This window comes from Micromonospora fiedleri, from assembly GCF_016774385.1.
GTDB lineage: Bacteria > Actinomycetota > Actinomycetes > Mycobacteriales > Micromonosporaceae > Micromonospora > Micromonospora gifhornensis.
Genome location: NZ_JAETXL010000006.1, coordinates 585,895 through 600,610 on the forward strand (window position 1 = coordinate 585,895; position 14,716 = coordinate 600,610).

The 14,716-nt window shown below is 71.8% G+C and carries 13 protein-coding genes; 12 read left to right on the top strand and 1 reads right to left on the bottom strand.

Annotated features, from left to right (window positions below; genetic code table 11):
- The first annotated feature begins 31 nt into the window (after positions 1-31).
- The 9 genes from JMF97_RS19650 (at position 32) to JMF97_RS19690 (ending at position 8,450) form a co-directional block, all read left to right on the top strand.
- Positions 32-1,414 carry a preATP grasp domain-containing protein gene (locus JMF97_RS19650; RefSeq protein ID WP_203222852.1) on the top strand — a complete coding sequence of 461 codons (1,383 nt, stop codon included), beginning with the start codon at positions 32-34 and terminating at the stop codon, positions 1,412-1,414.
- A complete protein-coding gene (locus JMF97_RS19655; protein ID WP_203222853.1) occupies positions 1,407-2,675 on the top strand; it encodes an alanine racemase in 1,269 nt (422 codons plus the stop codon). The genes JMF97_RS19650 and JMF97_RS19655 overlap by 8 nt, the downstream gene beginning before the upstream one ends.
- A gap of 91 nt (positions 2,676-2,766) precedes the next feature.
- Entirely contained in the window at positions 2,767-3,033 is a 267-nt protein-coding gene (locus JMF97_RS19660; protein ID WP_203222854.1) for an acyl carrier protein, read from the top strand.
- 2 nt (positions 3,034-3,035) lie between these two features.
- Positions 3,036-3,932, top strand: a complete 897-nt coding sequence (locus JMF97_RS19665) for a beta-ketoacyl-[acyl-carrier-protein] synthase family protein (protein WP_203222855.1) — start codon at positions 3,036-3,038, stop codon at positions 3,930-3,932.
- Positions 3,929-4,600 carry a hypothetical protein gene (locus JMF97_RS19670; RefSeq protein ID WP_203222856.1) on the top strand — a complete coding sequence of 224 codons (672 nt, stop codon included), beginning with the start codon at positions 3,929-3,931 and terminating at the stop codon, positions 4,598-4,600. The genes JMF97_RS19665 and JMF97_RS19670 overlap by 4 nt, the downstream gene beginning before the upstream one ends.
- Positions 4,597-5,751, top strand: coding sequence for an acyl-CoA dehydrogenase family protein (locus JMF97_RS19675; protein WP_203222857.1), 1,155 nt, complete (start codon positions 4,597-4,599; stop codon positions 5,749-5,751). The genes JMF97_RS19670 and JMF97_RS19675 overlap by 4 nt, the downstream gene beginning before the upstream one ends.
- Positions 5,735-6,574, top strand: a complete 840-nt coding sequence (locus JMF97_RS19680) for a 4'-phosphopantetheinyl transferase family protein (protein WP_203222858.1) — start codon at positions 5,735-5,737, stop codon at positions 6,572-6,574. Before JMF97_RS19675 ends, JMF97_RS19680 begins: the two co-directional genes overlap by 17 nt.
- On the top strand, positions 6,571-7,038 hold the full coding sequence (locus JMF97_RS19685) for a hypothetical protein (RefSeq protein WP_203222859.1): 468 nt from the start codon (positions 6,571-6,573) through the stop codon (positions 7,036-7,038). The genes JMF97_RS19680 and JMF97_RS19685 overlap by 4 nt, the downstream gene beginning before the upstream one ends.
- Positions 7,035-8,450, top strand: a complete 1,416-nt coding sequence (locus tag JMF97_RS19690; protein ID WP_203222860.1) for an MFS transporter — start codon at positions 7,035-7,037, stop codon at positions 8,448-8,450. Before JMF97_RS19685 ends, JMF97_RS19690 begins: the two co-directional genes overlap by 4 nt.
- A gap of 90 nt (positions 8,451-8,540) precedes the next feature.
- Here the strand turns inward: JMF97_RS19690 and JMF97_RS19695 are convergent, their stop codons facing one another.
- Positions 8,541-8,924, bottom strand: coding sequence for a nuclear transport factor 2 family protein (locus tag JMF97_RS19695; RefSeq protein WP_203222861.1), 384 nt, complete (start codon positions 8,922-8,924; stop codon positions 8,541-8,543).
- Between the two features lie 361 nt (positions 8,925-9,285).
- On the opposite strand from JMF97_RS19695, the gene JMF97_RS19700 reads away from it, so the two are divergent.
- The 3 genes from JMF97_RS19700 (at position 9,286) to JMF97_RS19710 (ending at position 14,690) form a co-directional block, all read left to right on the top strand.
- On the top strand, positions 9,286-12,312 hold the full coding sequence (locus tag JMF97_RS19700) for an AfsR/SARP family transcriptional regulator (RefSeq protein WP_203222862.1): 3,027 nt from the start codon (positions 9,286-9,288) through the stop codon (positions 12,310-12,312).
- Between the two features lie 245 nt (positions 12,313-12,557).
- Entirely contained in the window at positions 12,558-13,874 is a 1,317-nt protein-coding gene (locus JMF97_RS19705; RefSeq protein ID WP_203222863.1) for an ATP-binding protein, read from the top strand.
- Positions 13,875-14,060: 186 nt separating this feature from the next.
- Complete coding sequence (locus JMF97_RS19710; RefSeq protein WP_203222864.1) at positions 14,061-14,690, top strand: RNA polymerase sigma factor; 630 nt, start codon at positions 14,061-14,063, stop codon at positions 14,688-14,690.
- Positions 14,691-14,716 lie beyond the last annotated feature (26 nt).

Here is a 14,716-nt window from a genome sequence, read left to right on the forward strand (position 1 = left end):
ACGAACCCGCCGGCAGAAAGGAAAACAGCCGATGTCACCTCCGGATCCGACATTCCTAGAGGGTGTCAAGAGTGCCTGCACCGGAGCCACCGGCACTCCGTTCGTCCTGCTGGGCAACTTCGAGGTCGAGGACGAGTGGGCCCGCGACGAGGTGGGGCTGCCGATCTTCGGGGGCCGGGCGTCCACCGCGATCGTCAATCGGATGGACGAGTTCGCCGTCCTGCTGGCCGGCCCTGGCGACCACGTCGTGTTGAAGTCCGCCCCCGACCCCGACTACCTGGACTACCTGGAGGGGCTGGGGATCGAGCTTCCCGGGATCCTGCTCACCGACGAGCACGACCCGGCGGCAACGGTCAGCGAGGACGCGCTGCGATCGCCCCGGTTGCTGGCCGCGCTGCGATCGCTGGCCGCGAAGGGGGCGTACCTGCTGCCACACGGCATGTCGGCCCTGGAGCAGCAGTTGTGCGAGCTGACCGGGCTGGCCCCGGCGCTGCCTGCGGTGTCGGTGGTCAAGGCGGTCAACAGCAAGATCTACAGCCGGCGGGTGGCGACCGACCTCGGCCTGCCCCAGGCCGTCGGCTGGGAGTGCGAGACCGTGGACGAGTTCGTCGCCGCGGCGGGCGAGGCGGCACGTGCCGTCGCCGCCGGGCGCCGGGTCGGCGTCAAGGACGCCTACGGGGTCTCCGGCAAGGGCATCATGGTCGTCGATGACCTGCGCCGGATGGACCAGCTCGTCCGGATGGTCACCCGACGTGCCGAGCGCACCGGCGACCAGCGCGTGGCCCTGGTCATCGAGGAGTGGGCGGACAAGGCGCTGGACCTGAACTACCACTTCACCGTCGCTCGCGACGGCTCGGTCCGGTTCGACTTCGTCAAGGAGGCGCTGACCGAGAACGGCGTCCATAAGGGACATCGTTTCCCCGCCCGGCTCTCCACCGAGCACGCCGCGCAGCTCGTCGTCACCGGTGAACGGCTCGGCGCGCGACTGGCCGCCGACGGCTTCCACGGCGTGGTGGGGGTCGACGCCATCACCACCACCGACGGCGGCCTGCTGCCGGTGCTGGAGATCAACGCCCGGAACAACATGTCGACGTACCAGACCGGGCTGCAGGAGCGCTTCATGGGCCCGGACAGCGTCGCCCTGGCCCGCCAGTACGACCTGCGGCTGACCGGGCCGGTGACCTTCGCGGACCTGGGCGACCGCCTCGGAGACCTGCTGTTCGACCGGGACCGGGGCACCGGCCTGGTGGTGAACAACTTCGCCACGGTCAACGCCGCGACCCCCGAACCCGGCGACACCCGCCCGTACGTGGGCCGCCTGTACGGGCTGCTGCTGGCCCGTACCCAACAGGAGCTGACCGACCTCGACAACGCCGTTGTCGCGGCTGTCCAGAAGGAGACCGTCCATGTCTGAGTCGACCGCGCTGGGCGGTGTCCCCGTCACCGAACTTGTGGAACGGTTCGGCACCCCCCTGTACGTCTACGACGGCGCGACGATCACCGACCGGTACCAGCAACTGCGCGAGCGGTTGCATCCGGCGGTGCAGATGTTCTACTCGCTGAAGGCCAACCCCAACATCAGCGTCTGCGCGCTGCTGCACTCGCTGGGCGCCAGCGCCGAGGTCTCCTCCCTGACCGAGCTGGTCACCGCGGAGCGCGCCGGTGTCCCCGCCGAGGACATCATGTTCCTCGGCCCCGGCAAGAGCCGTACCGAGCTCACCGCGTGTCTCAAGGGTGAGGTCACCCTCATCTGCGAGTCGTTCGGCGAACTCGCCCTGATCGACGAGCTGGCCGCAGAGCTGGGCAGCACCGCCCGGGTGGTGCTGCGGGTCAACCCGAGCTTCGCGGTCAAGGGCAGCGGCCTGACCATGGGCGGCAAGCCCCGCCAGTTCGGCATCGACGAGACGGCCCTGCTGGCCGAGTCCGACCTCGCCGGCCGGCACCCGTCGGTGCGGCTGTGCGGCTTCCAGGCGTACCTGGGCACCCGGTTCCTCTCCGAGGCGATGATCGTCGAGAACACCGCGCGGATCCTCGACCTGGCCGAACGGCTCGGCCGGCACCTCGCGGTGGACCTGGAGGTCGTCGACGTCGGTGGCGGGCTCGGTGTGGCGTACTTCGCCGGCGAGCAGGACCTCGACGTCGCCGCGCTGACCGACCAGCTCAACCCGGTCTTCGCCGCCTTCCACGCCCGCCACCCGCAGACCGCCCTGGTGATGGAGCTGGGTCGGTACCTGGTCGGGCACAGCGGCACCTACGCCGTCACCGTGCGCTACGTCAAGGAGTCGATGGGCGAGCGCTTCGCGGTCGCCGACGGCGGCACGAACCACCACATGGCCGCGGTCGGCATCGGCTCGTTCGTCAAACGCAACTTCCCGATGCGGCTGCTCAACCGGGACAGCACCGCCGAGCCGGTGAAGTGGAACGTCACCGGCCCGCTCTGCACCCCCAACGACACCATCGGCAAGGCCGTCGAGTTGCCCGGCGACCTGCGCCCCGGCGACGTGATCGGGGTCGACCGCTCCGGCGCGTACGGCCCGACCGCCTCGCCGGTGCACTTCCTCAGCCACGGCTACCCGGCCGAGGTGCTGATCCACCAGGGCGAGCCCCGGCTGGTCCGCTCCCGCGACGACGTGGAGAGCATGCTCGCCGCGCAGATCCTGCACGACTTCCGCTGACCGCGCCTGCCCCACCGCACACCACCTGCACCGATCCCCGTACCGACCGCGTCACCTCCCCCAAACTCACGCCCGAAAGGCAGGCCCTCTGATGAACGCCACCACCGTCGAGACCGGCACCGAGCAGATCGTCACCGTCATCGTCACCGCGCTCGAGGAGGTGCTGCGCCAGGAACTCACCGACGTCACCGTCGAGACCCGTCTCTTCGATGACCTGAACCTGGACTCCACCAGCGTCCTCGCCCTGCTGATGACCCTGGAGGACGCCCTGGACACCCAGGTCGACCCGGAGAGCCTGGAACAGGCTCACCTGGAGTCGGTGGGTTCCCTGGCCGCCTTCCTCGCCGAAAGCCGCTGACCATGTCGGCCCTGCGACAGCCCGCCGGACGTGCCGGACCAGCGCTGGAGCGCATCGTCACCCGCACCTTCACCCGCCCGCAGATCCCGTGCGACCCGGACGACCGGACCAACCTGCTGGAACGCATGTCGGCGCTCTACGGCGACTTCACCGACGTGTCCTGGCTGACCGACGGTCCGATGGTCAGCTACCACGACATGGTCCGTACGGTCGTCGCGGAGCTCGGCCCGGAACTCGTCGGCGTCGACCTGGCGATCACTGTGGACGCCAGTCCTGACTGCCGGCACCAGAGTTTCCCCGGGCCGGTCCTGTCACACGTCCTGACCGGCGACCCGATCATGCTCGGGGTGTCGGAGCAGGGCGTGGCGGGCCCGTTCACCGCGCTGCGGATCGCCCACGGGTATCTGCGCTCCGGCGCGGCCACCCGAGCCCTGATCCTGATCATGGAGCAGTCGACGCTGCCGCCCGACGACGCCGCGGTCCGGCCGGTGCAGGACGTCGCCGTGGCACTGCTGCTCGGAGCAGAGGGCACCATCGGGCTCGGCGTACCGACGGTGGCGGTCACCCGTACCGGGGCGGCTGCGGCGATGGAGACCGACGTCGACCTGCTCGTCGCCGGCACCGGCCTGGCCGACCTGCCGGCAGGGGTACCTGTCCGGTGGGCCGCACCGGGACACCCCTGCGCCGGGGTGTGGCTGGCCCTCGCCGAACTGCTCGACAGCCCGCCGGACGGCGGCCACGTCCTGGTCGCCGACCGTGATCCGGTGCTGCCGTACCGGTGCGCCGTCACCGTCACCCTGCCGGCACAACGCCCCGAGACGCCGTGGCAACCGGCCGACGTCGTCGCGCCGCCCGCCCTGCGGCACCGTCCCCAGAAGGTGAGGGAACTGGTCCGATGACCATCACCGTCAGCACGCCGGCCACCGCCGCCGACCTGCGGCGGTACCGCACACTCGCGTACACCGCAGGGGCGGTCACGGCACTGGGCGCGCTCCACGCGGACACCAGCCCCGGGGTGGTGCCGGTCGGACCGGGCGGCCACACGTTCCTACCGGCCGCCGTCTACGCCGCCAGCGACCGGTGCGCCACACCGGACGGTCCACGGCCGCAGCCGTACGGGCAGACGGTACTGGACCGGGTCGGCACCGGCGACGGGGAGCTGATCGCCTGGCGGGTGTCGGACGGCGGCCCCGACCCGGACACCGGGACGGCCTGGACGGCCGGGATCGCCTGGATCCGGCTCGGCCTGACCACCCGGCTGCTCGATGTGGCCGCCGCGCACCTGCGCGGCCGGACCGTCGCCGGCGTGGTCACCCTGAACCTGCCGATGGTCCGGGGAATCCTCGCCGACGCGGCCGCCGGGATCGCCGAGGCCCAGGCGCTGCTGGACACCGACGTGTACGGGGCCGATCTGCACCGGGTGCACCGCGCGCTCGACGAGACCGGTCGCAGCTGCCTGCACCTGTTCGGTGCCGCCGGTTTCCTGACCGACGGGCCCGGCAGCGACCTGCGCGTGTCGGAACTGCTCGCCGAGACCTACCCGCCCCCGAACGAGGAGGCGCCATGAACACCGACTTTCTCACCGACCTGCGTGCGCAGGCCCGCGCCTACGCGGACCTGCTGCGCCCCACCGCGCTGGATCTCGACCGGAACCCGGACCTCGCGGTCTCGGCACCCGGCTGCGGACTGCCGTGGCGCCGCTTCGCCGGCCTGCCCGCCGAGTACAACCCGGACCCGCTGCGGGTCGGCGGCCGCCCCGTCCTGCTGGACACCTGTGTCGAACGGGTCGTCGTCCTGGAGGAACTGGCAAGGGTCGATGCCGCCGCGGTGCTGGCCCTGCCCGGCCCGTCGATGTCCGCGTCCGTCATCGCCGACCTCGCCGACGACGACCAGCGGCAACGGTACTGGGACAGCATCGCCGCCGAACCCAGCTGGACGTTCTTCGCGATGACCGAGCCGGCGCACGGCTCCGACCCGGGCAGCATGCACACCACGCTCCGCCGCGACGGCGACGGCTTCCGGCTCCACGGCACGAAGCGGTACGTCGGCAACGCTGCACGGTCCCGCCTCGGCGTCGTCTTTGCCCGCCGCAACGCCGGTCCGCTGGGTGTGCTGGCGGTACTCGTCGGCACCGACCTGCCCGGGTTCACCGCCGCACCGCTGTCCACGCTGGGGCTACGCGGGCTGCAGCTCAGCGAGTTGCGGATGGCCGACGTACCGCTCACCGAGGCAGACGTTCTCGGCCGGCGCCGCTCCGCCACCCGGCAGGGCATGTGGGCGGCCACCCGCACCTTCAACCGGTACCGCCCCGTGGTGTCCTGCCTCGCGCTCGGCGTCGCTCAGGCCGCCTACGACCTGGTCGTGACGCAGCGCCGCCGGTACCGGGTCGACGAGCGGCACCTGCTCACCGACTGGAAGCAGCGCCTCGCCGGCACCCGCGCCCTGGTGCTGGCCGCGGCCCGATCCGTCGACGCGGATCCACACGACGGCACACTCGCCTCCGCGGCGAAGCTGCGTGCGACCCGCCTCGCCGAGGAGATCACCACCACGGCGGTGCGGCTGCTCGGGCCGGGGGCCCGCTGGGAGCACCCGATGCTGGACAAGCTCCTACGCGACGCGCGGGCCTTCGAGTTCATGGAGGGCACCGGCAACATTCAGCGACTCACCCTCGCCGAGGGCTATCTCCAGGGACGGCTGACCGATGTCCGCGCCGCGTAAGCCCGTCTGGGTCGACGTCGGGACGCCGCCGGGCACCGACGTGTGGCACATCGTCCTGGACGTCGAACGCGAGATCGTCGACCCGTTCATCGCGCTGCTCGACGCCGACGAGATGCGGCGCGCGCACCGGCTGCGCGACGAGCAGGCGGCGCACCGCTTCGTGGCGGCGCACGGGGCGGTGCGGTCGGTGCTGGGCAGCTACCTCGACGTCGCGGGCTACGCGCTGCACTGGGCGCGCGGTCCCAACGGCAAGCCGTACTTCGACGGCGAGTGGCGTCGGTGGCAGTGGAGCCTGAGCCGGTCCGGCGGGCACGCCCTGCTCGCCGTTCGCCTGCACGAGCCGGTCGGGGTGGACGTGGAGCAGATCCGCGACGACGTGCGGGCCGGTGCCCTCGCGGCCCGGTTCATGCCGCCCGAGGAGGCCGCCGAGGTCGCCGCTCAGCCCGACGACGCGACGCGCAACGCCGCCTATCACCGGTTGCTGTCCCGCAAGGAGGCGTGCGTGAAAGCCAGCGGCGGGCGACTGCTGGACGGGCTGCGCCTCGGCGTCCTGGTACCCGGGATCGTCGAGGGCACCGGCGCCTTCGTCGGGCAGCGCTGGTCGCTGCGGGACCTACCCGCCCCGCCAGGCTTCGTCGCCACCCTGGCCACCGTCGGTGACCGGCCCCGGCGGCTGCGGATGTTCGAGTGGGACTGGCAGGGCTACCCGTACGCCGCCCGCACCGATAGACCGACCGGCCAACCACCGGACCGACCCGAGATCACCCGACCACCGGGAGACGAGGACTCGTCCCCGCCCGACCTTTCGAGGAGGGCCGCATGAGACACCATCCGGAACCCACCGGCCGGCGATGCCGGCCGACCAACTCCACCAGGCCGGGCCGGAGCCGTTGCGGTGAGCACGACGACCGGTGCGGCACCCGACGGCCCGCCGGTGGACCGTACCCGCCGAGCGCTGCGCCGCGGGTCCGCTTCACCCCCTCGGCGATACCCGTCCTGACCTGTACGCCCGCTCGGCACGAAGCGGCGCTGCGGGGTGCCGCGGAGGCACTGGCCCGCCTGGGGCGCTCGGATCTGGGCGGCAGCCTGAGGGTCAGCGCTCCCGGTCCGGTGGACGCCGCCGCCGAACGCCTCGCCGCACGGCGGGCCGTCGAGAACGCGCTGCACGGCGGCTGCGGAAGCGTGCTGCTCCCGCTGCCCTACCCGCCGGACCGGCAAAGCCGGGACACCACGCCACCGCCCGGGCCCCGACCAGCGACTCCCTACCAGAGCGAGGAACTCCGATGACATCAACCGAGTTGCCAAAGACCGCACCCGACGGGGTCCAGGCGGCGGTGCAGTGGCGGAAGGTCATCACCCTGACCGCCAGCCAGGGCCTGTCGCTGACCGCCGACTACGTCCTGCTCGTCGCCCTGGCCTGGACCGCGGTCCAACTCGGCGGCGTCGGCGCGATCACCACCCTGATGCTGGCCGGCACCATCCCCCGCGCCCTGACGCTGGTCTTCTCCGGCCCCATCGCCGACTCGTTGGGGGCCCGGTTCGTCCTGCTGCGCACCACCTCCGCCCGGGCACTGCTGCTCGCCACCGGCGCGGTGGTCGTCTTCACCACGCCGTGGTTCTGGCCGCTGGTGGTCGTCGCCGCCATCGAGGGGGTGCTGCTGGGCATCGGCAGCCCGGCCGCCAGCACCCTGATGCCCCGGCTGGCCCAGGGCGAGCAGTTGGCCCGGGCGAACTCACTGTCGTCCCTGGTCACCCGGCTCGCGCCGATCATCGGGACCCCGATCGGCGCCTGGCTGATCGCCACCGGTGAGCTGTGGGAGGCGATGGCGGTGGTGGCGGCCACCTGCGGGGTCTCGTTCGCCGCGATGTGGGTGGTCACCCGTGGTATGGCCGGTGGTGACCGGACGCCGGGCGAGAACATGCTCCGACGCTCCGGCGACGGCATCCGCCTGCTGCGGGCGTACGGCCGCCTGCGTTGGCTGTTCATCTGCGCGTTCCTGCTCGACATGGCCTTCGGCTGGCCGATCGAGGTGGCCCTGCCGCTGATTGTCGATGGGCGGGGCTGGGGTGTCGGTTCGGTGGCCGTGGTCGTGGTCGCGTTCAGCTGCGGCGCGATCGCCGCCGGGTTGACCGGTGCCCTGCTCGCCCACCGCATCCCGCTGATGGTGCGCCTGGTCGTCACGGGCGTCGGCATCGGTCTGGGCATCCTGGCGATGGCGGCGATGAACTCGGTGTTCGCCCTCGCCGCGGTCGGCGCGGTGGTCGGTCTGATGGCCGGCCTGAACGGCCCGGCGATCGTCACCGTCTACCAGCAGGCGTCCCCGCGTGCCCGGATGGGCACGGCGATGTCGATGCTGACGCTGGCCGGCATCGGCACCGTTCCGGTGTCGATCGTGGTCTTCGGCGCGCTCTCCGCCGTGATCGGGGTGACCGCCACCTGGTTCGTGTGCGGTTTCGTCGCCCTGGCCGCGCCGGTGGCGGCGCTGCGGGCGCTGCGTCAGCCGCCTCCCGGACCGGAGAGCCTGGGCGGCACCGACACGGCGGCACCGTCCCCCGAGCCCGAGCCGGCCACCGCCGAGGCGCAGCCGACTCCGGATTCGCAGCCGACGCCCGAGGCCCAGCCGGTGCCGGTGGCCTTCGAGGGGTCCGATCGCGACCCTGCCGACCAGGTCCTGGTCACCGCGAGTCGCAACGCATGACCCGACGCGGGTGCACCGTGACCTGGTGCCCCGCATGGTGAAGCGGCCGGGATCCGTGGGCTGACGCCCCGGATCCCGGCCGCTGTTCCGTCAGTGCGGCGCGACGTAGTAGAAGCGCCGGTAGCCCAGCAGCATTCCCTCGTCGGTCAGGGTGAACACGTCGACGAAGTCCAGCGCGGTCCGACCCGGAAGATCGGTGTACCGGCCGGTGACGGCGACACCGTCGCCGTCGGCGATCACCTTGTAGATCTGGTGGTGGCTCGGCGGGCCGGCAACCCGGGCATGGGTACGCAGCACCTCGTTGCGCCCGCAGCCGTGCGCCATGTCCGGTCGCTGGACCTGCACGTTCTCGTCGAGCAGTGAGCCGTATCCGTCAATGTCGCCGATGTTGAGATAGTGGTACGACAGGCGCACGTGGTCGACCCCGACCGCAGTGGCGGCACTGTACTTCAGCGAACCCCCATGGCAGGTCATCCGGCGGTCTCCTCTTGTCTGGCTAGCCGGCCCCCACCCGTGTGTGCGGCCGGCGAACATAATCTCCACGAGACGGACAACTCCCGCCTATCACGGCGCTTTCTTCGCCGTCGCGTCTATCCGTGCCGGCGGGTGGTTCGGGTGGTTCCGCCTACGGTAACGGCGGCGGCACGCCGTGCGGGAGTTGCATTTTCACGCCGTTCCCGCGGGGCGACAGCCTGCAGAGCTGCAGAAATACAACAGAAACGGGCAATATCCATCGATAGCCATAGAAGCATCGCGCATTCGTTTCGACTGCTGGACAAATGCATCCTCAATGGAGTGCACTGTTTCGACAGAAACGTGTCGGCCCGGGAGTACCATGCGCAACCTGATCCTCACCAGCCCGGTCGCTGAGGCTGGAATCGTCTTCCGCGTTCTCGGTCCGCTACAGGTCGACGGGCCGACCAAGACGGTTCGGATCCCACCGGGGCGCCAGGAAGTCATCCTCGCCTGCCTGCTCATGGAGGCGGGCCGGCTCGTCGACACCGACCGGTTGCTCGACCTCGTCTGGCCGGACGAGGCACCGGACACCGCCCGTACCCAGATCCAGATCTGCGTGTCACGCCTGCGCAAGAGCTTCACCGAGGCGGGCGTCAGCGCCTCGGTGGTCTCCCGTGCCCCCGGCTACCTCCTGCGCACCGATGACGACAGCGTGGACCTGCAGGTGTTCAACCGGCAGGTGATGGCCTCGCGGGTGCTGGTCAAGGAGGGCAGGCTCGCCGAGGCGGCCGAGCGGCTGCGCGCCGCCGTGGCCCTGTGGCGGGGGCCCTGCCTCAGCGGCGTACCCAGTGACGCCCTGCGCACCCGGGGGCTGCGGCTGGACGAGGAGCGGCTGGCGGCCATCGAGACGTACCTCGGGCTGGAACTGAACCTCGGGCGCGGCCACGAGCTGGTCGGCGAGATCAGCCAGCTGCTGCACGAGCATCCGCTGCGCGAGCGGCTGCGCGGACAGCTGATGCTGGCGCTGCACCGCTCCGGCCGACAGGCGGAGGCGCTCGACATCTACCGGGCCGGTCGGCAGCTGCTCAACGACGAGTTGGGGCTGGAGCCGGGTGAGGAGCTGCGGCAACTGGAGACCGCCATCCTCACCAGGGATCCCGCCCTGCACCTGCCGGCGACGCCGGCCCCGGTGACCGCGTCACCGCGCGTCCCCGAGGTTCCCACCGCGCCGCTGTCCCCGTACGGCGAGGAGCAGCCGCACCAACTGCCCGCCGACACCGCGGACTTCGTCGTCAACGAGCCGATCCTGCGTACGATCGAGGCCGCGCTGGTCGGCGGCGACGGGCGGCGGGCACTCGGGCTCGTGGTCATCGCCGGCAAACCCGGCATCGGCAAGAGCGCGCTGGCCACCCACGTCGCGCACCGGCTCGGCGCCCAGCGGTTCCCCGACGGTCAGCTCTACTGCGACCTGCGGGGGGTCGGCGTCGACACGGTCAGCGCGAAGGACGCCCTCGGCCGGTTCCTGCGGGCCCTCGGCATTCCCGGCCCGGTGATACCGGACAGCACCGACGAACGCGCCGAGATGTACCGGACGCTGCTGGCCTCCCGCCGGATGCTCGTGGTCCTGGACGACGCCGCGAACGAGGCCCAGATCATGCCGCTGCTGCCGGGCAGCAGCAGCTGCGCGGTCCTGGTCACCAGCCGGTCGAGGTTGACCGCGCTGCCCGGTGCCCAGCGGGTCGAGCTGGACGTGCTCGACCAGGAGCAGGCCCTGCAACTGTTGGGGCGGGTGATCAGTGCCGACCGGGTGAACCAGGAGAAGGAGGCCGCCATCGCGTTGGTCCGTACGGTCGGCGGGCTTCCGCTGGCGTTGCGGATCGTGGCCGCGCGGCTGGCCGCCCGGCCGCACTGGAACCTCGCGTCGATGGTGCACCGGCTGGCCAACGAGCGGCACCGGCTCGACGAGCTCGCGCACGGCGAGATGACGATGCGGGCCAGCCTGTCGCTGACCCACGACGGCCTGCGCCGCCCCGACCGGCGGCTGCTGCGGCTGTTCAGCCTGGCGCAGGGGCCGACGGTGCCGGGTTGGATCGCCGGCGCCCTGCTCGACGACGACCGGCCGTTCCCGTCCGACCTGCTGGAACCCCTGGTCGACGTGCAGATGCTGGACGCGGTGGCGATCGAGCGCACCGGGGAGTTCCGCTACCGGTTCCACGAGGTGATCCGGCTGTTCGCCCGCGAACAGCTCACCCTGCACGACGGCGAAGCCGTGCAGCGCGCGGCGACCGAACGGATGATCGGCGGCTGGCTGTCGATCGCCGAGCAGGCGCACGCCCGCATCTACGGCGGCGCCTACACCGTGCTTCAGGGCGACGGCATGCGGTGGCATCCGCCGGCCGGTTACGTGGAGAACCTGCTGACCGATCCGCTCGAATGGCTCGACAGCGAGCAGCCCAACCTCTGCCTGGCCGTCGAGCAGGCCGCCCACGCGGGTCTGCACGAGCTCTCCTGGAACCTGGCCACCACGCTTGTCACCCTGTTCGAGGCGCGCGGCTACTTCGACCAGTGGGAACGGACGCACCAGCGGGCACTGCAGGCCACCCGGGACGCGGGCAACCGACGCGGCATCGCCGCCGTACTCGCGTCGCTGGGCACGATGCACCTGAGCCGGCAGCAGCCGGACGAGGCGCGGCAGTCGCTGACCGCGGCGCTGGAGATCTTCGACGACCTGGAGGATCTGCACGGCCTCGCCCTGTGCCGCCGGGATCTCGCCCTGCTGGACCGGCAGATCGGTGAGGACGACCGCGCGCTCGTGCTCTACGAGCAGGCGGCCCGTGACTTCGATCGGGTCGGGGACGTGATCGGCCGGGCGACGGTGCTGACCCAGAGCGCGTACGTGTGGATGCGCCGCGGTCACACCGCCATGGCGCAGGAGCAGCTCGACGAGGCGCTTGCCGCCTTCCGTTCCGTCGGGTACTCGCACGGGGAGGCGCACGCGTTGCGCCGTGCGGGGCAGGTGCTGCTGCGCCGGGGTGAACACGCGCAGGCGGAACAGGTGCTGACCAAGGTGCTGGAGATGGTCCGCCGCAGCCGCGACATCATCGGCGAGGGGCACCTGCTGCGCAACCTCGGTGAGGTGTACGAGGCCAGTAGCCGCCACGAGCAGGCCCGCGAGGCGTACACGCAGGCACTGACCGTACGGGAGAAGATCATCGACCTCGGCGGTGCGGCGCTGGTACGCCTCGACCTGGCCCGGCTGCTGTTCCACATCGGCGAGTTCGCCGAGGCCGGCGGGCTGCTGGAACAGGCCACGGAGACCTTCCGGGCCCGGGGCATGCGGGCCGAGCTGCGTGAGGCGGAACGGCTGGCGCAGGAGCTGCCCACCGCGGACCCGTCCGCCGCCTGACCTCGCCGCTATCACGGTTATCACGGCGCGGCGCACCAGCGGCGCGCCCACCCTCGACAAACCCTGAGAAGCCCCCTAATGAGCTGCGGAAACGTCGCCGATTGGCGGCATGATGGCCGGCCGATAGTGAGATCCCGACCATGGTGTGTGACGGCGGTTGTCCCGGTGTCGTGAGCAGTGCCGGGCGGCGCTTCCAGGCGCGCTACCCCCGCGCCACGACATCGTGATAGGGAGTGGGACACCAGATGAGCATCGACCTGCCGACCGGCGACACCGTGCCACTGTTCGGATTACTGGTACGCCAACATCGCATGCGTATCGGGCTGACCCAGCGCGAACTGGCGGACCTGTCCACCGTCAGCGTCCGGGCGATCCGCGACCTCGAACAGGGCCGGGCCCGCCGACCGCGCCAGGACACCGTCCGGCTGATCGCCGACGGCCTGCGGCTCGGGGCACGGGCCCGCGCCGACCTGGAGTCGGCCGCCGGGGAGGGTCGGACCAGCTGGGCGGTGAAGGCCGGCTACGAGGCCGACCCGCCGGCACCCCCCTTCGCCATCGACGTGCAGCTCGGGCGGGAACCGGAGACCGCCGTCATCGTCGATGAACTCGCCACCGGCGCCGAACGGCTGGTGACCGTCGTCGGGATAGACGGGGTCGGCCGGACCCGGCTGGCCGTCGAGGTGGCGACCCGGATGCACGCCGCGGACCGTACCCCGGTGCTCTGGTGTCCGGTGACCGGCCCGACCAGCGGTGACCGGCTCTCCACCCTGGTACGCGCCGCCGCCGACCAACTGCTCGGCGACGGGACGCACCCCGCGGACGGCACGGACGCCATCGCCGCGCTCGTCGAGATCGTCGCCGACCGGCCGCCGCTGCTGGTGCTCGACGGGGTGCCGGAGGTCGCCCACCCCGCCCGCCTGGTGCAGCTGCTGCGCGACTGCCCGGGCCTGCGCATCCTGGTCACCGCCGCGTTCCCGCTCGGGGTGCCCGGTGAGCGGCACTTCCTGCTCAACCCGCTGGCCGTCGCCGACGAAGGTGAGCCGTTCGACGCGCACGCGCCCGCCGTCCGGATCTTCATGGAGCGGGCCCGCCGGTTCCGTCCCGACGTCGACCCGGACGCCCGGGAGACCGCCCTGATCGCGGAGATCTGCCGCCGCCTCGACGGGATACCGCAGGCCATCCACGCCGCCGCCTCCTGGCTCGTCGTCTACGACATCGCGACCCTGCACCACTGCCTGCACGACGGTCCGTCCGGACTGCTGCACCACCTCGCCGGCCCCGACGGCGGCACCAGCCTGCGCGACGCCCTGGAGCACCGGCTGGCCACCCTGCCCACCGCCGAACGCGACCTGCTCGACGCGCTCTGCGCCCAGGGTGAGACCTTCGACCTGGCCGAGGTGATGGCGCTGACCGGCCGCAGCCTGCCCGACAGCGGCCGCGCGGTGCGCGCCCTGGTGCTGCGTGGTCTGGTCCGCCCCTGGTACACCGGCGGCCAGTCCCGGTTCCGGATCCTGCACCTGGTACGCGCGGCCCAGCTCTGCGCTCTGGACGTCCGGGTCTGACGGTGCGGTGCGGCCGCGGCGGCACGCCACCCGGCGTGCCCCCGGCTCGTCCGCAGCCTGCCCTCGTCGCATTCACTGCGTCCGATAGGATCCGCTGGTCTGCTCAGCTCTCACCGCGACGTGTGTGCGGCCGGAGTCCCGCCCGCCCACCGACAGCTGCGCGGCCGGCACGTCGGAAGGCTTCGCATGAGACAGCGGCACACCGAAGCGGATCCGCCTCGACCGGTGGCCGCTGGGCAGCAGGACGTCGCGCACCAGCTGCAACTCGCCGCCGCCGGCGATCAGGTGGCCTGGAACGACCTCGTGGACCGGTTCAGCCCGCTGCTCTGGTCCATCTGCCGGCAGTTCGGGCTGAGTGCGGCCGACGCGGCGGACGCGTTCCAACTCACCTGGCTGCGACTGCTGGAGAATCTCGACACGATCCAGGATCCGGCTCGCCTGCCCGGTTGGCTCGGCACCACCTGTCGCCGGGAGTGTCTGGGTCTGCTGCGGCCCACCAAGCGGGTCCGGCCCACGGACGACGACCGGCTGCTGGATCGCTTCAGCGGACCGTCCTCGTCGGCCGACCAGCCGGTGCTGATCGCGGACCGCAACGCCCGGCTGTGGCGTGAGTTCGGCCGGCTCGACGCCCGCTGCCAGCGAATCCTGCGACTGCTGCTGATCGATCCGGACGGTGACCGGGTCTCCTACGAGTTGGTGGCCTCGGCGCTGGAGATGCCGGTGGGTAGTCTCGGCCCGATCCGGGGGCGGTGCCTGGCACGACTACGCCGCCTCCTCGACGCGGAGGGTATCAGTGACGCGCTTCGCGACTCGTAGGAGGAAACGGCAACCCGAGGGCTGAG

Coding starts and splice junctions, on each gene's coding strand:
- JMF97_RS19700 (WP_203222862.1), top strand. CDS start 9,286: ATGCGCAACCTGATCCTCACCAGCCCGGTCGCTGAGGCTGGAATCGTC.
- JMF97_RS19685 (WP_203222859.1), top strand. CDS start 6,571: ATGAGACACCATCCGGAACCCACCGGCCGGCGATGCCGGCCGACCAAC.
- JMF97_RS19670 (WP_203222856.1), top strand. CDS start 3,929: ATGACCATCACCGTCAGCACGCCGGCCACCGCCGCCGACCTGCGGCGG.
- JMF97_RS19675 (WP_203222857.1), top strand. CDS start 4,597: ATGAACACCGACTTTCTCACCGACCTGCGTGCGCAGGCCCGCGCCTAC.
- JMF97_RS19680 (WP_203222858.1), top strand. CDS start 5,735: ATGTCCGCGCCGCGTAAGCCCGTCTGGGTCGACGTCGGGACGCCGCCG.
- JMF97_RS19655 (WP_203222853.1), top strand. CDS start 1,407: ATGTCTGAGTCGACCGCGCTGGGCGGTGTCCCCGTCACCGAACTTGTG.
- JMF97_RS19665 (WP_203222855.1), top strand. CDS start 3,036: ATGTCGGCCCTGCGACAGCCCGCCGGACGTGCCGGACCAGCGCTGGAG.
- JMF97_RS19660 (WP_203222854.1), top strand. CDS start 2,767: ATGAACGCCACCACCGTCGAGACCGGCACCGAGCAGATCGTCACCGTC.
- JMF97_RS19650 (WP_203222852.1), top strand. CDS start 32: ATGTCACCTCCGGATCCGACATTCCTAGAGGGTGTCAAGAGTGCCTGC.
- JMF97_RS19690 (WP_203222860.1), top strand. CDS start 7,035: ATGACATCAACCGAGTTGCCAAAGACCGCACCCGACGGGGTCCAGGCG.
- JMF97_RS19695 (WP_203222861.1), bottom strand. CDS start 8,924: ATGACCTGCCATGGGGGTTCGCTGAAGTACAGTGCCGCCACTGCGGTC.
- JMF97_RS19710 (WP_203222864.1), top strand. CDS start 14,061: ATGAGACAGCGGCACACCGAAGCGGATCCGCCTCGACCGGTGGCCGCT.
- JMF97_RS19705 (WP_203222863.1), top strand. CDS start 12,558: ATGAGCATCGACCTGCCGACCGGCGACACCGTGCCACTGTTCGGATTA.